This is a genomic window from Paenarthrobacter sp. NCHU4564 (genome assembly GCF_052156435.1).
Lineage (GTDB): Bacteria > Actinomycetota > Actinomycetes > Actinomycetales > Micrococcaceae > Arthrobacter.
This window is the reverse complement of record NZ_JBQLIS010000001.1, coordinates 1-19264: the sequence shown is the minus strand read 5'-3', so window position 1 is coordinate 19264 and position 19264 is coordinate 1. Positions and strand designations below refer to the sequence as shown.

Genomic DNA, 19264 nt, shown 5'->3' with positions numbered 1-19264 from the left:
CACAGATGCCTTGGTGGTTTTGGATCCTTTTGTGGATCGCGCTCGTTGCCCTGTCCCTGCTCCTGCACCTGACCCTCGGCTATCGTTTGTTCCGCAAATTCATGGCAACTGTTCATGAGTTGGGCGACGCGGGTCAACGTTTCGGCAACCTTCCGCAGCCGCAGGAAACCTCCGATGTTGAACGCGCCGGCAACACGCCCGCACCCGGCCTGGCGATTTTTGCCTCGCCGGAACAGATGCGTCATGATTACGTGACGGCCAAAGCCTTCCGCCAGGAAGTTCGTCGCCGGAAACGCGTTGAGCGCAAAGCCGGACGGGGTCAACCCCAGTCCCTGCACGACATAGAATTCAGTTAGACGTAGGATGAATCCACAAGGAAAGGACCTCCCCACATGAGGCTTGAAGGCTGGCATCTCATTATCATCATCGTCCTGGCTTTGGTGCTGTTTGCCGCACCCAAGCTGCCGTCCATGGCGCGCAGCATCGGCCAGTCCATGCGGATCTTCAAGTCGGAAGTCCGCGAAATGAAGAAGGACGGCGCCTCCGACACCAAGGACACGCCTGCAGCCTCCGACGCCGTCGAGGGCAAGGTCGTGGACCACCCGGACGCCAAGGCCAGGAACAACGGCGAAACCGACGTTCCGCCCTCCAACCGCGTCTAAGAAGAAGTGGTACAGACGAAGGGGCGCAAAGCCAACCCCGAAGCCAGGATGGCGCTCCTTGACCATCTGAAGGAGCTCAAGAACCGGCTCTTCAAGGCTGCCATTGGTGTCATCCTGGGTACCGTGGTGGGCTTCATCGTGTACCAGCCGCTCCTGGAGGCCTTGATCAAACCGATCAAGGACCTCAATGAAAAGGAGGGCCGTGCCGCAACACTGAACTTCGACGGCGTTGCCAGCTCCTTTGACCTCATGGTCCAGGTTTCCGTGTTCCTCGGACTGCTCGTCTCCAGCCCAGTCTGGATCTACCAACTGTGGGCGTTCATCGTTCCCGGCCTGCATAAGAAGGAACGGCGCCTGGCGCTGTCGTTCGTTGCAGCCGCCGTTCCACTCTTCATCGGCGGTGTCCTGCTCGCATGGCTGGTTCTGCCCAATGCCGTCCGGGTGCTCACTGACTTCACTCCCAGCGGCGCGTCGAACTTCATCACCGCCCAGGTATACCTCGCCTTTGTCTTGCGCCTGCTGCTGGCATTCGGCATTGCCTTCCTCGTGCCGGTGGTCCTGGTCGGACTGAACCTTGCGGGAATCGTGAAGGGCCAGCAACTCATCAAGAGCTGGCGCATCACGATCTTCCTGGTGTGCCTGTTCGCGGCCATGGCCGCTCCCGGTGCCGACGCGATGAGCATGTTCTACCTGGCAGCGCCCATGCTGCTCCTGTTCTTTGCCGCGATCGGAGTGTGCGTCCTGAACGACCGCCGCCGGGAGCGCCGCGCAGTAAAGCGGGCTGCTGAGACAGAAGCCACGGCCGATATCGCCACCCCGGCGTCCGATCTGGAGAATCTGTAGACCCAAGCCCACTAGGCTTGATGCATGTCCTTTACGTCAGCCTCTCCATCTCCCTCGGACCGCTATCAGGCAGCAGCCCAACGGGCCGCTGAGGCCAAGAGCTACCTGGGAGCGTTTGCCCGCTCCCTGGACTTCGAGATGGACGATTTCCAAAGGGAAGCCTGCCGTTCCCTGCAGGAAGGCAGGGGAGTCCTGGTTGCTGCCCCTACGGGTGCGGGCAAGACGATCGTCGGTGAATTCGCAATCTATCTGGCACTCCAGCGCGGGCTGAAAGCCTTCTACACCACGCCCATCAAGGCGCTGAGCAACCAGAAGTTTTCGGAACTGGCGGAAAAGTACGGCTCCGGCAATGTGGGCCTGCTGACCGGTGATACCACCATCAATGGAGACGCTCCCGTGGTGGTCATGACCACTGAGGTCCTCCGCAACATGCTCTATGCAGACTCAGAGACCCTGGGTGACCTCGGCTTCGTGGTCATGGACGAGGTCCACTACCTCGCGGACCGCTTCCGCGGCGCCGTCTGGGAAGAAGTCATCATCCACCTGCCCAGCGAAGTACAGGTCGCCTCGCTCAGCGCCACGGTCTCCAACGCCGAGGAATTCGGCGCCTGGCTGGACACGGTACGCGGCCACACGGACGTCATCGTGTCCGAGCACCGCCCGGTGCCCTTGTGGCAGCACGTGATGGTGGGCCGGGAGATCGTGGATCTTTTCGCCGGCGACACCACCTTCGACCAAATCGCGGTGTCGCTGCCGGACGATGAAGTACCGGACCTCAGCGATGCCGAGGACGCGCCGGACGAGGCAGCCCTGCCGGCAGCGGCCCGTAAATCCGTGGCCACGCGGGCCGGCCGCCCGTCGGCCCGGCAGCCGGTCACCGGTCCGGAATTCGAAGTGAACCCTGAATTGCTGGCCATGGCTCGTTCTGAGAGCCGGATGAACTTCAACGGCAGGTTCGGCCATGGCGGCCGCAGCAGGCGCCGCCAGGACAGGAACCGTGATGACCGGCACACGGCTGAGCAGCGCAGCCCTGTGCGCAAGGCCAGCCGCCCGCAGGTCATTGACAGCCTCAACCGCCAGGGGCTCCTTCCCGCAATCACCTTCATCTTCTCCCGCGCCGGGTGCGACGCCGCGGTAGCGCAGTGTGCTGCCTCCGGACTCTGGCTTACCACGGAACGCGAACAGCAGATCATTGCCCAGCGGGTTGATGAAGCCAGCCACGACATCCCCGCCGACGATCTTGATGTCCTGGGTTTCTGGGCCTGGCGGGACGGCCTGGTCCGGGGTTTCGCGGCGCACCACGCCGGAATGCTGCCCACCTTCAAGGAGGTGGTGGAGAAGCTCTTCGCCGATGGCCTGGTCAAAGCGGTCTTCGCCACCGAGACCCTTGCCTTGGGGGTCAACATGCCTGCCCGCTGCGTGGTCCTGGAAAAGCTGGAGAAATTCAACGGCGAAGCCCACGTGAACATCACGGCAGGGGAGTACACCCAGTTGACCGGGCGCGCCGGACGCCGCGGCATCGATGTCGAAGGCCATGCCGTGGTGCTGTGGCAGCCAGGAACCGATCCGGCGGCGGTTGCCGGCCTCGCATCCCGCCGGACCTACCCGTTGAACTCCAGTTTCAGGCCGACCTACAACATGAGCATCAACCTGATCGCGCAGTTCGGCCGCGTCCGTGCGCGCGAGATCCTTGAATCGTCGTTTGCCCAATTCCAGGCGGACCGTTCCGTGGTGGGTCTCGCCCGGCAGGTTCGTGGCCGCGAAGAGTCCTTGGCCGGCTATGCCAAATCCATGCAGTGCCACCTGGGCGACTTCACCGAATACGCCCGGCTCCGCCGGGAGCTGGGCGATGCCGAAAAGTTCGCCGCGCGCGACCACCAGAGGGCGCGGAAATCGAGGGTGGCCGATTCCTTGACGCGCCTCTTGCCCGGGGACGTCATCAGCGTGGACAGCGGCAGGCTGGCAGGTTACGCCGTCGTGCTTGATTCCGATCCCAACGCCCGCGAGCCGAGGCCCTCGGTGCTGACCTCGGACAGCCAGCTGCGGCGCATCAGCGTCCACGACGTCGAGGCGCCTGTTGCGCCGGTGACCCGGATCCGCATTCCCAAGTCCTTTAACGCAAAGGTTCCCAAGTCCCGCAGGGACCTCGCCTCTTCTGTGCGCAATGCCGTGAGCGAGGAGGCCCCCCAGCGCAGGCGCAACAGCAGGCATGAAGACTTCGGCCTCGGAGCGCGCATGCCGGACCAGGAGCGGAAGATCACCGAATTGCGCAGGGCGCTGCGGGCCCACCCCTGCCATGGCTGCAGCGAGAGGGAGGACCACGCCCGCTGGTCAGAGCGTTGGTGGAAGCTCCGCAAGGAAACGGACGGATTGGTCCGCCAGATCCAGGGCCGCACCAATACCATTGCCAAGACCTTCGACCGCGTGTGCGATGTCCTCTCCGCGTACGGCTATCTGGAAACCCACGACGGCGGCAGGGTCGCCATCAGTGCCGACGGCCAGCGGTTGCGCAGGATCTATGGCGAAAAGGACCTTTTGATATCGCAGGCGATCAGGCAGGGCGCCCTCAATGACCTCGACGCTGCCGAGCTCGCCTCCCTTGCCAGCGCGCTGGTGTACCAGGCGAAGCGGGAGGACCGCGGCCTGCGGCCCCGGATGCCATCCGTCTCCTTGGAAACTGCCGTGGACATTGTGGTCCGGGAATGGTCGCAGCTGGAGGACACCGAAGAGCAGAACCGCCTCCCACTGACCGGCGAACCGGAACTTGGACTGGTCTGGCCAATGTACAAGTGGGCTAAAGGACGGCATCTTCAGGATGTCCTCAACGGCACCGACCTCGCCGCCGGAGACTTTGTCCGCTGGGCCAAGCAAGTAGTGGACCTGTTGGACCAGCTGGCCAAAATTCCGCAACTCGACCCCCGGATTGCCCGGATCTGCCGCGACGCCATCGATCTCGTCCGACGGGGTGTGGTGGCGTACTCCACTGTCGCCTGATTCCGGTCTATTCATCTTAAGAACGTTCTAGGAGCACACCGCATGAACCAGCCAAGCCAGGCAGCCGGCACCTCCCGCGACCGCAAGGTCACCCTGTACCGCAACGGGTCGATCTATACGGCCGCCGATCCCTTTGCCACGGCGATGGTGGTTGACGGGGACACCGTAGCCTGGGTCGGCTCCGAGCAGGCGGCCACTTCCATCGCGGACGATTCCATGGACATCATCGATCTCCGCGGAGCGCTGCTGGCGCCCGGTTTTGTTGACTCGCACGCCCACCTCACCGAAACCGGACTCGCCCTTGCCGGGCTTCAGCTGTCAGGCGTCGCATCCGCCCATGAACTGCTCGACGCCGTTGCCGCCGCCCCCGGAACCGGGACGGTCATCGGGCACGGCTGGGACGACACCACATGGCGCGACCGCAGCCTTCCCACGCTTGAAGAACTTGACCGGGCTTCCGGCGGGCGACCCGTGTACCTGTCCCGGATCGATGTCCACTCGGCCCTCGTCTCTGCGTCACTGGCGGCTGAAGCCGGGTTGCCGGGCCAGGACGGCTTCAGCGGCAGCGCGCAGGTGGTGCGTCAGGCCCACACCACCGCACGCCTCTTCACGCGGCAGTTCACCGAAAATGACCGACGCACTTACCAGGAGCTTGCACTTCGGCAGGCGGCAGCGCACGGCTACGTTGCCCTGGCCGAGATGTCGGCTCCCCATATCGGTGGCCCGGAGGACCTTCGGTCTGCGGCTTCGTGGAACGACAATGGCAATGTGCCGCAGATCCTGCCGTACTGGGGCGAACTGGCCGGCTCCCAGGATCACGCCCGGCAGATTCTCGATGACCTGGGCGTCCACGTGCTGGGACTGGCAGGGGACCTCAACATCGATGGCTCCATCGGTTCCCGGACGGCTGCGCTGAAAGACGATTATTCGGACGCACCGGGACAACGTGGCAGCCTGTACCTGTCCGCGGACGAGGCAGCCAAACACCTTGCTGCCTGTTCATTGCTGGGCATCCAGGGCGGTTTCCATGTCATCGGCGACGCGGGCCTGGCTGCTGGCCTGGAAGCCTTGGACGCTGCAGCCGCGGAAGTCGGCGCCCAGCGTGTCCGGGCGGCGGGACACCGGTTCGAGCATGTGGAACTGGCTGACCAGGCCGCAGTGGAGAAACTCGCCGAATACTCGGTCACAGTAAGCGTGCAACCCGGGTTCGATGCAGCCTGGGGAGCACCCGGCGGCCTCTACGAGCAACGTTTGGGAGAGCGAAGCCGAACCATGAATCCCTTCGCTTCCTTCTACTCCAAGGGGGTGCCGGTTGCGTTCGGCAGCGACAGCCCGGTGACACCCCTCAGCCCCTGGTCCAGCATCAGGGCCTGCCTGGAACACAGCAACCCCGCCGAGCGTATTTCCGCCAGGGCGGCGTTCCTGGGGCACACCCGTGCCGGCTGGCGCGCCAGCAAACACCGGAACCCCCTTATGGGGCAACTGGTTCCCGGCGCTCCCGCCAGCTTTGCCGTGTGGGAAGTCGAGGAACTGATGGTGCAGGTCGCGGACAGCCGCGTGCAGTCATGGAGCACCGATCCCCGGGCCAGGACGCCACTGCTTCCGGCGCTTGATACCGGCAGCGACCCTCTCTGCCTGCAGACGGTCCGGGAAGGCAGTGAGTTGTTCGCCCACGAATCCCTCCGGGTCTAGGGCGAATTTGTTGGTTGGCCACAAAGCGCCGCCTGACCTCGGCCTGTGGACCGGCCCGCAGCACCTCCTGCGCCCGAACCTGCACTGTGTTCCGCATTACAGCCGCAGTCCGGGGCTCGTTCCTCGTCCTATAATGGAGAGTTGCGCCAGGACGCCGGCCCGTCGGGGCCGGCCCGGCACACACTGACCGCTCCATCAAGGAAAGGCCTCTTCTTGCGTGTCCTGACGATCATCCCTACCTACAACGAGCTGGAATCGCTTCCCAAGACACTGGGTCGACTGCGCGCTGCAGTCCCCGAGTCGGATGTCCTGGTAGTCGACGACAACAGCCCGGACGGAACGGGACAGCTTGCCGACGGCATCGCGGCGGATGACAGCCAGGTGCACGTGCTGCACCGCAAGGGCAAGGAAGGCCTGGGAGCTGCCTACATCGCAGGTTTCAAGTGGGGCCTCGCAGCAGGATACGACATCCTGGTGGAGATGGACGCTGACGGTTCCCACCAACCGGAGCAGTTGCCGCTCCTGCTCGACGCAGTCAAGGACGGCGCCGACCTCGCCATGGGGTCGCGCTGGGTTCCCGGCGGCAGCGTGGTCAACTGGCCGCTCTACCGCCAGGCCATCTCCAGGATTGGCAGCACCTACGCGCGAATCATGTTGGGCGTCAAGATCAAGGACGTCACGGGCGGTTACCGCGCGTTCCGCCGCTCCACCCTTGAGGCCCTCAAACTCGACGAAGTCGAGTCGGTGGGCTACGGATTCCAAGTGGACTTGGCCTGGCGCGTGGCCAAGCTTGGCCTTCGCATCGAGGAACGCCCCATCACGTTCGTGGAGCGTGAGCTTGGTGCCTCGAAGATGAGCGGCAACATCGTGGTCGAGGCCATGATCAATGTCACCAAGTGGGGCCTGTCCTCCCGTTGGGCGAAACTTACCGGCAAGCGGCCGGCACTGGCCAAGTAGGCTCCTCTGCATTAAGAAAGCCGGGCCGGCTCCCCGAGGGGGAGCCGGCCCGGCTTTCGTTCAATCAGCGTTTATCAGGCGGAGCGACGCTCTCCGCGGCGCTCACGCAGGATGTTGAGGCGGTCTTCAAGGATCTGCTCCAGCTCAGGAAGCGTACGGCGCTCAAGGAGCATGTCCCAGTGAGTACGGACCGCCTTTTCATTGGCGTCAACAGGACGCTCACCGTCAACCAGCAGCGCCTCCTTGCCGGTCTTGGAAACCCAAACGGGAGGGATCTCGGCTTCGGCGGCAAAAGTCACGAAGACCTGCTCGCCGTCCTCGCACCGGTATTCGACCCGCTGGCGCGGCGCCGGCTCGACACCGGATTCGGTTTCCATGCTTTGGGCGCCAAGACGCATACCCCGCAGGCTGCGATCGCTCATGATTACTCCCTCTGTCTGTCCGCGGGGCCGGAGCCCCGCGCTTGCCGCAAGTCGTTTGCACGGTCCTCGCGGACTACTTCTGCACACCTTGCATCACACATTGCAACGCTCGGCGAAGCTTAAATGTTCCATCCAGGCTGTACCAGCCGGACAAATATCCCATTATACGCAGGTAGGCCACCTGCCTCAAAACCGCTGTTAACTGAAGGAGCGGCCGGCCCTGTGGCCGACCGCTCTTGTCAGGTACTTCGCCTAAGCGGAAGGCCTTGGAGGCTCCGTGGCCGTTGCCGGTGCGCCGTCCTTGGGACCAAACAGTCCCGCCACGGGTGAGTCGCCGTTGGTCCCACCCAGCGCCCCGCCGATGCCCTTGAGAGCCTCACCGACCTCGCTGGGGATGATCCACAGCTTGTTGGAGCTGCCCTCGGCCAGCTTGGGCAAGGTCTGCAGGTACTGGTAGGCAAGGAGTTTCTGGTCCGGATTGCCCTTGTGAATGGCATCAAAGACCTTCTGGATGGCCTGGGCTTCACCGTCAGCACGAAGAATCGCCGCCTTCGCATCACCTTCTGCAGCCAGGATGGCGGCCTGGCGCTGGCCCTCGGCGGTGAGGATCTGCGATTGCTTGGTGCCTTCGGCCGTCAGGATGGCTGCACGGCGGTCACGTTCGGCCCGCATCTGCTTTTCCATGGAGTCCTGGATGGAGTGGGGCGGATCAATGGCCTTCAGTTCCACCCGGGAAACGCGGATGCCCCACCGGCCTGTGGCCTCGTCGAGGACACCCCGGAGCTGGCCGTTGATCTGGTCGCGTGAAGTCAGCGCTTCTTCGAGGTTCAGGCCGCCAACAACGTTGCGGAGCGTAGTGGTGGTCAGCTGTTCCACAGCCTGGATGTAGTTGGCGATCTCATAGGTAGCGGCCCGGGGATCCGTCACCTGGAAGTAGACCACCGTATCGATTGACACCACGAGGTTGTCCTCGGTAATCACCGGCTGCGGCGGGAAGGACACTACCTGTTCGCGAAGGTCCAGGAGCGGCAACAGCCGGTCCACGAACGGTATCAGGATGGTGAGTCCAGGGTTGAGCGTGCGCTGGTACTTGCCGAGGCGTTCCACGACGCCGGCACGAGCCTGCGGGATGATCCTCACCGACCGGACCAACACGATTATGACAAAAATGACCAGAACAATCAGCACAATTGCCGCTGCTGTTCCTCCCAGGCCGTCCATACATCTCCTTCGTTCCCCAATTGCGTGGTCTGATGCGGCCTTCCGCCGGCGGACACGCCCGGCTCCCGCAGTAATACGTTGGTGGTTCAGCCAGGCGTGGTGTCGCCGGTGGTGGAGGCGACTACCGCCGTCGCACCGTCAATCCTGGTGACCCGGACCGTGGCCCCGGCGTCGAGAATGCCGTTGGTGCTGCGCGCGCTCCAGACGTCGCCGCCGATCTTGACCAGGCCGCTGGTTCCGGTGACGGCTTCGAGGACCACAGCGGATTGTCCGATCAGGCGGTCGATGTTGGTCCGTTGCTCGGCTGGTCCCTTGTGAAGGTGCTTGAGCGCAACCGGCCGGACGAAAGCAATCATGAGGAGGGAAACCACGCTGAAAATGACGATCTGGAGCCAAAGGTCCGCTCCTGCGAAGTCTGCGATCAGGCCCGCCAGGGCTCCACCGCCCAGCATGATGAAAAAGAGGTCGAGGGTGAGCATCTCCACCACTGCGAACGCGAGGAAAACAGTAAGCCACAGGGCCCACCAGTTCTCACCAAGCCATTCAAACATCATTCCCCCTTGATCCCGGACCCCCTTTGAGCAGGGGACACAGTCACTGTTCCTCCATCCTAGCCCGTGGATCCGGTAGCGTCAGGAAGCTGCCGGGCGGGGGATAAATGTGCTGATCCGGAACTTGGCCGTGGGGCTGAAAACACCCTCCAGGCCGGCAAGTTCCGCAACCGCCGCCGGGCTCAGGTGATGTCCTGCGGGACCCATGAAGGCGAGGTCGGCCAGGTCCGGTCCGGTGAGGGTCAGCCGGACGTCCAGTTCCTGGTCGTCCCCGGGTTCAAAGTATGGGTTAAGGGAGGCACGCAAGCGGTCGGCTTTGCCCTCCTCGATGGCCAGCAGGCCCGCCTGTGCAGCAACCCCGGCAAGGTGGCCGGGTCGGGGTGTCACCACCACCAAGGTGCCGCCTGGACGGAGGACGCGCACGAATTCCTCCGGGTTCCGTGGCGCGAAGACCACCATCACCACGTCCACGGAGTGGTCGGCCAGCGGGAGCGGCCGCCAGATGTCCCACACGAGGTTCACCGCTTGCGGATTAGTACGCGCGGCCCGTCGCAGTGCGTACTTGGAGATGTCCAGACCAACAGCCGACGCGGAAGGCACGCGGTCCAGAACGGTGTGGAGGTAGTTTCCGGTCCCGGTTCCGGCGTCGAGGACTACGGCGCCAGAGCGGGGCAGCCGCCCGGCAACGTGCCCGGCAAGTGCGGACGACAATGCGGCGTAATGGCCGCCGTCCAGGAAGCGCCGGCGTGCTTCCACCATGCCTGGGCTATCGGCTTCGAAGACGGTGCCCTTGCCCGTCAGCAGGTTGAAATAGCCCTGTTTTGCAGCGTCGAACCGGTGTCCGGCCTGGCACGCCAGGGTCGGCGGCCGGCTATCCAGGAGCCGGAGCGTCCCTTGGCACACGGGACAACGCAGGGCTTGGACAGCAGGGGAGGACATGGCTTCAATCCTACGGTGGTCGGAGTGTCCGATGCGGGGCGCCGGGCCCATGCGGCTAGGCTCACCCACGTGAAACCCGAGCAACTGCCCTTGGTCAATACATTGTCCGCTCCCGCCATCCATCCCGATGGCAGCCGGGCCGTGGTCTCCGTGACGAGACCCGATTTCGACGCCGATGACTACGTTGGCCAGTTGTGGAGTGTTCCGTTGGATCCCACCAAGTATCCCAGGAGGATCACCCGCGGTTTCCGCGACACGGCGCCTGCGTTCTCGCCGGATGGCCTGGTCCTGGCTTTTCTTCGGCCGGATGCCGACGGCAAGCCGCAGTTGTTCGTGGTGGAGTCCGCCGGTGGTGAGCCGCAACGCGTTACCAACCAGCGCTGCGGTGTCAGTGGTTTCTCCTGGGCACCCGACTCCCACAGGATCGTCTTTACCGCCCGGGTGCCGGAGCCCGGCCGCTACGGAACGGTCGACGGCGTCACTCCCGGTAGGGAGGATGCCCGGCTGATCGCCGTGAACAAGTACCGCATGAACGGGGTGGGGTACCTCAGCGACCAGCGCCTGCAGGTGTTCGTCCTTGATCTCCCGGAACTGGGCGGCGAGCCGGTGGTCAAGCCACGGGGACGCGCCGCGCATGAAATGCCCGCCGCGGAATTTACGGACGTACCGGCAGCGCGTCAGCTCACTTTCGACGATGCCGACCACGACGGAGCGACCTTTTCCTCAGACGGCCGCCATATCTACTTCCTTGCTGCTGCGCATGAGGGCAACGACAACGACCTCGTCACCTCCATGTACAAGGTGGCGGCAGCAGGCGGCGACGCCTCCGTTGTCCATACCGGCCACTCCGGCCCGCAAAACGTCACAGCCGTCCGCGAGTCCGCCAACGGGCGGTCGCTTTTCTTCACCGCGCAGGACTTGGGGGAGTCGGGCACGGATTTCGTTGCCCGCAATTCCGTGCTGTTTGCCGTGTCCCTCGGCCAGCCCGGGGAAGGCCCGGCAGAACCGGTGGCGCTGACCGACGCCGAGCACTTGGACGTCTCCGGCCCCTTGGAACAGAACGGACCCGACAGCGTCCTGGTGCTGAACACGGTTGCCGGAACGGTGGAACTGCTCACCGTCTCGTCAGCGGGCGACATCACACCGCTGGTGTTCGGACCGAAAGTGGTCACCGGGGCGACGGTCGCCGCCAACGGTGAAATCGCGGTGAGCTTCCAGGACGGCTCGACGGCGGGAGATGTGGCTTCGCTGGAAGGCGGAGAACTCCGGCTGCTGACGGACTTCTCTGCAGCCCTCAGGAATTATTCGCGGATTGTGGAGCCCGTCGCGTTCGAGGTGGAATCCGGTGACGGCCACCCCGTGCACGGCTGGGTTGTCCTGCCTGACGGACCGGGGCCACACCCAGCGCTGCTCACCATCCATGGGGGACCATTTGCGCAGTACACCGGGGCGTTCTTCGACGAAGCCCAGGTGTACGCCGCTGCTGGTTACGCGGTGGTGATGTGCAATCCGCGTGGTTCCTCAGGTTATGGGCAGGCCCACGGCCGCGCCATCAAGGGTCAGATGGGAACCCTGGACATGCAGGATGTGCTGGCATTCTTTGACGCGGCAGTGGCAGCCCACCCGGTCATCGACGCCGCCCGCGCGGGAATCATGGGTGGCTCCTATGGCGGCTATCTCAGCGCCTGGATCATCGCCCACGACCACCGGTTCGAGGCGGCTGTCGTGGAACGTGGTTTCCTGGACCCGGTCAGTTTCGCCGGCTCTTCGGACATCGGGTGGTTCTTTGGGGGCGAATACACCGGCGGAACACCGGAACAACTCCTGGCCCGGAGTCCCATGGCCGTGGCGTCCGCGGTGAAGACGCCCACGCTGGTCATCCACAGCGAGAACGATCTTCGCTGCCCCCTGGAGCAGGGCCAGCGCTACTACGCAACCCTGAAGGCGAGCGGGGTGGACACTGCCTTTTTGGTGTTTCCCGGTGAGGACCATGAGCTTTCACGCTCGGGAACGCCGCACCACCGGCGGCAGCGGTTTGAGCACATCCTTGCTTGGTGTGCGGTGCATCTGCCCACCCCGCTGAATCCTGCGATTTCGGCCTAAGGGCACAGGAAACCAAGGCCCTGGCGTGCTTCATCGATGTCCGGCTGTGACCAGCGGGCCGAGTGCTCGGCATTGCTGGACAACGACCGAAGTTCGGCCCTATCAAGGTAGAGGGTTCCACGAAGATGGTCGGTTTCGTGCTGCACGATCCTCGCCTGCCAGCCGGAGAACCATTCCTCCACAGGAGTTCCCGCAGGAGTTGCATACTTCAGTTCCACGTTCCGATGCCTGGTTACGACCGCCTGGTATCCGTTGACGGACAGGCAGCCTTCGTAGAAGGACGCGGTTTCCGTTCCCAGTGGATGGTAGGCCGGGTTGATGACCGCCATGAATTCCAGCGGGTCCCTGTGGCGGACAGCGGCCGCTGCCGGATCAAGTTCGTATTTGTCCTCCAAAACAGCCACTTGGAGGGGTACGCCCAGCTGTGGCGCAGCAAGTCCCACCCCCGGCGCCGCGTGCATGACCTCACGCATGAGGTTGATGAATGCTTCCAACTCGGCATCGTCGACCTGGCCGTCGAAGGGTGCTGCCAGTTGCCGGAGAACGGGATGTCCGGCCTGCACAATCGGGGGTATCCCCTCTGCATCGAGCAAACGCCGGACGGCGTCCTTGATCTGATGCCGCGTGTAGTCAGTGGCCGGACCTTGTACGGCCGTCATCGGTTGGTGCGTCATGCTCCGAGCCTAACGCCAAGCGCCGGCGGCCCTCAGTCCTGGCACAACCGGGCTGTGGGTTAGGCTCTTCGAATGAGCAACAGCACCCTCGACCACGTCATCGGTTTCGTTAGAACAGTCGAGGCCGGCGGCGGCGCAGAGGACATCAGGCCGTACCTGGATCCGGAATTCACGCTGACGGAGTGGCCGCACGCCCTCTCCAAGACGGGGTCCACCAGGAACCTGGAGCAAACCCTGACCGGTGCCGACGACAGCAAGAACATCGTGGCGGACCAGAAGTTCGAGATCGTCCGCACCACCTGCGAGGGCAACCGGGTGGTGCTGGAAATGAACTGGTCAGCCAGGCTACTGCTTGACCTTCCACATTGGGATGCGGGGGAGACCATCCGTGCGCGAAGCACCGCAGTCTTTGAACTGAGGGATGGACTGATCGTCAGCCAGGATACCTACGACTGTTACTACACCGCCGCTGGATAGTCGCACGCAGGCGGCGATGATGGCCGGCCACGCATGGTGAACCGGCTTTCAACGAGCCCGGCAACGGCCGTGGACTTCAGGGCGGATGCAAAAAGGCGGTTCCTGGCCGAGAGCAACGCCGGCTGCATGGGCCTTCCCAGAACCATGTTCAACCCCGCTTGGAATGAGGCCCTGGAGGCGGCCCGGATCCGCTCCTTCTCCCACGCCGGCAGGTCATGGTCGACCCGTTCTTCTCGGAGCGCCGCACCTATGACCGGCGCCAGGGACGCGGCGTCCAGCCACCCCAGGTTCATCCCTTGCCCGCCGATGGGACTGATCTCGTGGGCTGCGTCGCCCAAGAGCATCACGCGCCCGTGGACCATCCGCGGTGCAATCCGGGACTGCACCTCGAACGCACTCAGCATCGTGGTGGTGGACGGGTCTACGGGGACGCCGGTCCTGGCCGTAATCAACGCTGCCAGGGCACCCGCCGTCGAGCCCCTGTCCGGGGCGCCAAGGCGGGCGACCCACCTGCGGATCCCCCCGGGCAAGGGAAACGACTCGACTATCCCATCGGGTTCGAGGTACAGGACCGCCTGGTTGCCGTGCCCGGTTCCGTCGGCAAAATCGCCCATGAGGTAACTGTCCGGATAGCGCCGCACTCCAAGGCGCGGCATGAGCCGGCGACGGACCAGGGAGTGGGCACCGTCGGCGGCTGCCAGGAACCGGCATTCAAAGGTGGCATCGCCGTCGGGCCCTGCGGCACGGATGGTGACCGCATCGCCGTCGTCGATAAAGCTCCGGACGTCAGCTCCCCGGATGACCGCTTCCGGGTCCAAAGCCACCACGGCCTGCTCAAGAACCTGCTCGGTGACCGGCTGCGGCACGGCGAGGATGTAGGGGAAGCCGGGGTCGCCTTGGAAGGGCAGTTCTGCGACCTTCCTTCCCCGGCTGTAAGCGACGCCCTTGGGGATGCGGATCCCGCCCGAAACCAAGGGGCCCGCCAGCCCTGCCCGGTCCAGCACCGCCAGCGCAGGAGGATGTATTCCGATGGCCCGTGAACGGCCGCTGCGGCCCTCCCTGCGCTCCAGGATCCGGACCTTCAGTCCCTGCTGCAGCAAGAGCACACCGAGGAACAGCCCGACCGGCCCGGCACCCACGATGCCGACGTCAATCCTGCCCATCGGGGCCGCTCCCGTCGCCATGCACCAGCAGATGGTGCCAGGGTCCGTTTGGTTCCACCCGCCACCCGGGCGGTGCGATCGCCGCCAGTTCGCCGGGCGTATAGCTGCGGCGGATCGAGGTAAGTCCATCGCCGCAGATGAAGGAACCAAGCCCAAGCGGCCAGAATCCCGCCAGGAACAGCCAGTAAGAGATGTTGCTTCGGGTGAGGTCATTGTGGAGGGCCAGCTGCGCGGCCAACCGCTCCGAATCCGACAGGACCCCCATCAGTTCTTCCCTGTGGAGGTGATGGAGCATGTGGTTGGACAGGACGACGTCGAATGAACGGCCCTCTGCCACGAGGTCAGCGCTGTGCGCCTGCCTATAAGTCACCCCCGGCACTGCGGCTGCCCTCATCGCAAAGGCGAACGCCCGCTCATCAGGGTCGATCGCCGTCACCTGCAAGTCGAAGCCGTCCTTCCGGGCCCACCTGGCCAGGCTCCGGGCAACGTCCCCACCGCCACTACCGATGTCCAGCAAGGACAGCGAACCCCGGGAGGCAAGCAGGGGCCTGATCCTGCTGCGGTAGGTCCGCGGCCATTCCGACAGAAGCCTGTTGACCACCGGGAACCTGGCGTAGCTGCGCTCCAGGCGTCGAAGGTCGCAGTCCGGTTTGTCCATCTCCTCGACGGCGGCAAGGTCCCTCTCCCGCAGGGCGCCCCAGGGAGTCACAGGGCAGGGGAGACCAGCGTCAGGAGGGCTGTCTCAACCGTGAGTCCAGGACCAAATGCCATGGAACATATCCGCTCCTCGCGGGCCTGGGCCGGCCTGTCCAACAGGTACTTAAGCACGAACAGCACCGTCGCGCTGCTCATGTTGCCGTATTCCCGAAGCGTTTCGCGGGCAGGAACCAGCTGCTCCCGGGTGAGCTCCAGCCTGGACTCAACCTTGTCCAAAATACTTCTCCCGCCAGGATGGATGGCCCAGTGCGTAATGTCCTTGTACGGACGGGCGGCCAACTCCGGTTCCTTGGCAAGCAGCGGCTCAAGGGCCCCCGTGATGTGCTCTTCGATGATGTGCGGCACGTACGAGCCCAGCACCATCTCGAAGCCTTCGTCCCCAATGTTCCATGCCATGGCTTCTTCACCCACCGGCGTCAGGACAGTTTCGAAATGATCCAACCTGAGCACAGGTTCGGGACCCTGGGGTTCGCGCGCCGTGACGATTGCAGCGGCGGCGCCGTCGCCAAAAATGGCTGAGCCCATGATCGTGTCAGGGTCGTTCGACGTCCTGACATGCAACGAACACAATTCCGCACAGATGACCAGCACCACAGCTGACGGATCTGCCGTGCAGAACTGCCTGGCGGCCCTTAGCGCGGGGAAGGCTGCATAGCAACCCATGAAGCCCAGGTGATAGCGCTGTACGGCCGGATTAAGGCCCAGAGCACGCACCACCTTGTAATCGGGTCCGGGGTTGAAGAATCCCGTGCAGGAGACGGTGACAACATGGGTGATGTCGTCCAGGTCAAGATCCGGGACGCCTGCGATGGCGGCCTTCGCTGATTCAATGAAGAGCTTGGTGGCTTCCGTGGCGAAGATTTCATTGCGGACTTTGGTGCTGGGGCTCAACACCTGGTTCAGGCCCGGATCAAAGAACTTGGGATTCTCCGGATGTGCATCCAGGCTCAGTTCCTCGACGGCGGTGTAGCGGGTATCGATGGCGGCTGAATCGAAGCAGGTGGAAACGAGTCGTGAACCCAGGCGGGTCAGCCCGGGCTGCGCGGCAAACACGTCACGCGCCTGGGACTGGACGAGGATGGTCGGCGGAACTGCGGTTTCAAGGGACCTCACGTATACCGGCATGCTTCATTCTTAGTGAGTATGGTGTGGAAGACAATGCCCTGCCCGCCATCCGCCGGCCGGGTCGCGCCATTCCACGGCCCGGCGGACCGTGGGTTTAGGGTGGACACTGGCGTTGCCGCAGGCGTGGCAACCAACGAGAATCGAAGCTACTGGCCGTGGCCGGCCAGTTCCAAGAACGCGGCGCCGACGGGGGACTGTTGGGCAGCGCCGCCCAGCAGATGGAGAGACGATGAGCATTGACGCGAGGACCGACACCCAGGCCTCTGCCACCCATGTTGCGGACACCCACGACCTCATCCGGGTGCAGGGTGCGCGCGAGAACAACCTCAAGGACGTCAGCATCGACATCCCAAAGCGCCGGCTTACGGTGTTTACAGGCGTGTCCGGCTCGGGGAAGAGCTCCCTGGTATTCGGCACCATCGCTGCCGAATCCCAACGCATGATCAACGAGACATACAGCGCATTCGTCCAGGGTTTCATGCCTTCTTTGTCGCGGCCCGATGTAGACCGGCTGGAAGGACTGACCACGGCCATCATCGTCGACCAGGAACGAATGGGATCGAACCCGCGCTCCACGGTCGGCACCGCCACGGACGCCAACGCGATGCTGCGGATCCTGTTCAGCCGCCTGGGCCGGCCGCACATCGGCTCGCCCAACGCCTATTCCTTCAACGTCCCCACCGTCAAAGCCAGCGGCGCCATTACGGTGGACCGCGGCGAGGGCAAGACGAAGACCGAGAAAGCGTCCTTCAACCGGCTGGGCGGGATGTGTTCGCGATGTGAAGGCATGGGATCCGTCAGCGACTTCGACCTCACTGCCCTCTACGATGAGACCAAGTCCCTGAACGAGGGCGCACTCAGCGTGCCCGGTTACACAATGGATGGCTGGTACGGGCGGATTTTCAGCGGCTCCGGCTACTTCAACATGGACAAGCCGATTGCCAGGTTCACCAAGAAGGAACTCCACGATCTCCTGTACCGTGAACCCACCAAAATCAAGGTGGAAGGCATCAACCTCACGTACGAGGGGATCATCCCCAAGATCCAGAAGTCGATGCTGTCCAAGGACGTCGATGCCCTCCAGCCACATATCCGGGCCTTCGTGGAGCGGGCCATCACGTTCACCACCTGCCCGGAGTGTGAGGGCACCAGGCTGAGCCCCGAGGCCCGGTCATCCAAGATCAATGGCAAGAGCATCGCCGATGTCTGCAAGATGCAGATCAGCGACCTGGCCGGTTGGATCCGTGAGCTGGACGAGCCGTCGGTGGCACCCCTTCTCAAGGGGCTCCAGCACCTTCTTGATTCGTTCACAGGGATCGGGCTCGGGTATCTGTCCCTGGACCGCCCAGCCGGAACACTGTCCGGGGGTGAGGCCCAGAGGACCAAGATGATCCGCCACCTCGGATCGTCCTTGACCGATGTGACCTATGTGTTCGACGAGCCCACCATCGGCCTTCATCCCCACGACATCGAGCGGATGAACCAACTGTTGGTCCAGCTCAGGGACAAAGGCAACACAGTGCTGGTGGTTGAGCACAAGCCTGAAACCATTGCCATCGCTGACCATGTGGTCGATCTCGGCCCGGGTGCAGGTACGGGCGGCGGCACTGTGTGCTTCGAAGGCGACCTGGACGGGCTGCGGGGGAGTAACACCATCACCGGCCGCCATCTGGACGACCGTGCCGGTATCAAGGATTCGGTCCGGACGCCGAAGGGCCGTCTTGAGATCCGCGGCGCATCCACCAACAACCTGAAAAACGTGGATGTGGACATCCCGCTCGGTGTCCTGTGCGTGCTGACCGGCGTTGCGGGTTCCGGCAAGAGCTCATTGATCCACGGTTCGGTGGCAAAGCGGGATGGCGTGCTGGTGATCGACCAAGGAGCCATCCGTGGGTCCCGGCGCAGCAATCCGGCAACCTACACGGGACTGCTGGAACCCATTCGCAAGGCATTCGCGAAGGCCAACGGCGTCAAGCCCGCACTGTTCAGCTCCAACTCCGAAGGCGCGTGTCCCACCTGCAACGGCGCCGGCGTGATCTACACGGATCTCGGCGTCATGGCCACCGTCGAGTCGACCTGCGAGGAATGCGAGGGAAAGCGCTTTCAGGCCTCGGTGCTGGAGTACCGGCTCGGCGGCAGGAATATTGCAGACGTGCTTGCAATGTCGGTCAATGAAGCTGAAGAGTTCTTTGGTGGCGGTGACGCCCGTACGCCTGCTGCCCACAAGATCCTGGACAGGCTTGCCGACGTCGGGCTCGGGTACCTGACGCTTGGCCAGCCACTGACCACCTTGTCCGGCGGTGAACGCCAGAGGCTGAAGCTCGCCACGCAGATGTCCGAGAAAGGCGACATCTACATTCTCGATGAGCCGACCACCGGGTTGCATTTGGCTGATGTGCAAAATCTGTTGGGCATGCTGGACCGGTTGGTCGAATCCGGCAAGTCAGTAATCGTGATCGAGCATCACCAAGCTGTCATGGCCCACGCCGACTGGATCATCGACCTTGGACCGGGCGCTGGACACGACGGCGGAAGGATCGTTTTCACAGGAACGCCCGAGCAACTCATCGCCGACGGTTCAACGCTGACGGGCAAGCACCTTAGGGCTTATGTAGGCGCCTGACGCAGCCCCTTCCGGATCTCGCCAGACTGGCAGCGGGACGTGTTGAAGTGGGACGAGTAGCACTCCGGCTAGATTTATGCACCGATTGCGGTGGCCAGAGC

The 19264-nt window shown here is 63.8% G+C and carries 17 protein-coding genes; 9 read left to right on the top strand and 8 right to left on the bottom strand.

All coding sequences use genetic code 11. From position 1 onward, the window contains the following. The first annotated feature begins 5 nt into the window (after positions 1 to 5). The 6 genes from ACSVIE_RS00085 to ACSVIE_RS00060 all read left to right on the top strand — a co-directional run bounded on the left by ACSVIE_RS00085 (position 6) and on the right by ACSVIE_RS00060 (position 7148). Positions 6 to 356 carry a hypothetical protein gene (locus tag ACSVIE_RS00085; RefSeq protein ID WP_442422653.1) on the top strand — a complete coding sequence of 117 codons (351 nt, stop codon included), beginning with the start codon at positions 6 to 8 and terminating at the stop codon, positions 354 to 356. A 36-nt stretch (positions 357 to 392) separates the two neighbouring features. Continuing rightward, entirely contained in the window at positions 393 to 662 is a 270-nt protein-coding gene (gene tatA / locus ACSVIE_RS00080; protein WP_442422652.1) for a Sec-independent protein translocase subunit TatA, read from the top strand. A gap of 6 nt (positions 663 to 668) precedes the next feature. After that, a complete protein-coding gene (gene tatC / locus ACSVIE_RS00075; protein ID WP_426002714.1) occupies positions 669 to 1505 on the top strand; it encodes a twin-arginine translocase subunit TatC in 837 nt (278 codons plus the stop codon). A gap of 24 nt (positions 1506 to 1529) precedes the next feature. Further along, the gene (locus ACSVIE_RS00070) at positions 1530 to 4499 is read left to right on the top strand and encodes a DEAD/DEAH box helicase (RefSeq protein ID WP_426002715.1); all 2970 of its coding nucleotides are present in this window, start codon (positions 1530 to 1532) and stop codon (positions 4497 to 4499) included. Positions 4500 to 4541: 42 nt separating this feature from the next. Then, positions 4542 to 6191, top strand: a complete 1650-nt coding sequence (locus ACSVIE_RS00065) for an amidohydrolase (RefSeq protein WP_442422651.1) — start codon at positions 4542 to 4544, stop codon at positions 6189 to 6191. A gap of 213 nt (positions 6192 to 6404) precedes the next feature. Beyond that, positions 6405 to 7148, top strand: coding sequence for a polyprenol monophosphomannose synthase (locus ACSVIE_RS00060; protein ID WP_426002718.1), 744 nt, complete (start codon positions 6405 to 6407; stop codon positions 7146 to 7148). 74 nt (positions 7149 to 7222) lie between these two features. Here the strand turns inward: ACSVIE_RS00060 and ACSVIE_RS00055 are convergent, their stop codons facing one another. The 4 genes from ACSVIE_RS00055 to ACSVIE_RS00040 all read right to left on the bottom strand — a co-directional run bounded on the left by ACSVIE_RS00055 (position 7223) and on the right by ACSVIE_RS00040 (position 10281). Beyond that, positions 7223 to 7570: an RNA polymerase-binding protein RbpA gene (locus tag ACSVIE_RS00055; RefSeq protein WP_397321881.1), complete on the bottom strand. Its 348-nt coding sequence runs from the start codon at positions 7568 to 7570 to the stop codon at positions 7223 to 7225. Positions 7571 to 7822: 252 nt separating this feature from the next. Beyond that, on the bottom strand, positions 7823 to 8791 hold the full coding sequence (locus tag ACSVIE_RS00050) for an SPFH domain-containing protein (RefSeq protein ID WP_442422650.1): 969 nt from the start codon (positions 8789 to 8791) through the stop codon (positions 7823 to 7825). An 86-nt stretch (positions 8792 to 8877) separates the two neighbouring features. After that, positions 8878 to 9342, bottom strand: a complete 465-nt coding sequence (locus ACSVIE_RS00045; protein ID WP_442422649.1) for an NfeD family protein — start codon at positions 9340 to 9342, stop codon at positions 8878 to 8880. 81 nt (positions 9343 to 9423) lie between these two features. Continuing rightward, a complete protein-coding gene (locus ACSVIE_RS00040) occupies positions 9424 to 10281 on the bottom strand; it encodes a methyltransferase domain-containing protein (RefSeq protein WP_442422648.1) in 858 nt (285 codons plus the stop codon). 69 nt (positions 10282 to 10350) lie between these two features. On the opposite strand from ACSVIE_RS00040, the gene ACSVIE_RS00035 reads away from it, so the two are divergent. Beyond that, positions 10351 to 12384 (top strand): prolyl oligopeptidase family serine peptidase, encoded by a 2034-nt coding sequence (locus ACSVIE_RS00035; protein ID WP_442422647.1) that lies wholly within the window; start codon positions 10351 to 10353, stop codon positions 12382 to 12384. Here the strand turns inward: ACSVIE_RS00035 and ACSVIE_RS00030 are convergent. Continuing rightward, positions 12381 to 13058 carry a peptide deformylase gene (locus tag ACSVIE_RS00030; RefSeq protein WP_442422646.1) on the bottom strand — a complete coding sequence of 226 codons (678 nt, stop codon included), beginning with the start codon at positions 13056 to 13058 and terminating at the stop codon, positions 12381 to 12383. The genes ACSVIE_RS00035 and ACSVIE_RS00030 overlap by 4 nt on opposite strands. Positions 13059 to 13130: 72 nt before the next feature. Between ACSVIE_RS00030 and ACSVIE_RS00025 the strand changes: the two genes are divergently transcribed. Then, positions 13131 to 13535 (top strand): nuclear transport factor 2 family protein, encoded by a 405-nt coding sequence (locus ACSVIE_RS00025; protein ID WP_442422645.1) that lies wholly within the window; start codon positions 13131 to 13133, stop codon positions 13533 to 13535. Here the strand turns inward: ACSVIE_RS00025 and ACSVIE_RS00020 are convergent. Genes ACSVIE_RS00020 through ACSVIE_RS00010 form a run of 3 tightly spaced genes read right to left on the bottom strand, consistent with a single transcriptional unit; the run spans position 13517 to position 16540 of the window. Next, positions 13517 to 14719, bottom strand: coding sequence for an FAD-dependent oxidoreductase (locus ACSVIE_RS00020; protein ID WP_442422644.1), 1203 nt, complete (start codon positions 14717 to 14719; stop codon positions 13517 to 13519). The genes ACSVIE_RS00025 and ACSVIE_RS00020 overlap by 19 nt on opposite strands. Then, a complete protein-coding gene (locus ACSVIE_RS00015) occupies positions 14685 to 15407 on the bottom strand; it encodes a class I SAM-dependent methyltransferase (protein WP_442422643.1) in 723 nt (240 codons plus the stop codon). The genes ACSVIE_RS00020 and ACSVIE_RS00015 overlap by 35 nt, the downstream gene beginning before the upstream one ends. Beyond that, positions 15404 to 16540 (bottom strand): type III polyketide synthase, encoded by a 1137-nt coding sequence (locus tag ACSVIE_RS00010; RefSeq protein ID WP_442422642.1) that lies wholly within the window; start codon positions 16538 to 16540, stop codon positions 15404 to 15406. The genes ACSVIE_RS00015 and ACSVIE_RS00010 overlap by 4 nt, the downstream gene beginning before the upstream one ends. Before the next feature lie 229 nt (positions 16541 to 16769). Here ACSVIE_RS00010 and ACSVIE_RS00005 point away from each other — a divergent pair, with 229 nt between their 5' ends. Next, positions 16770 to 19163 carry an ATP-binding cassette domain-containing protein gene (locus ACSVIE_RS00005; RefSeq protein ID WP_442422641.1) on the top strand — a complete coding sequence of 798 codons (2394 nt, stop codon included), beginning with the start codon at positions 16770 to 16772 and terminating at the stop codon, positions 19161 to 19163. The last annotated feature ends 101 nt before the right edge of the window (positions 19164 to 19264 follow it).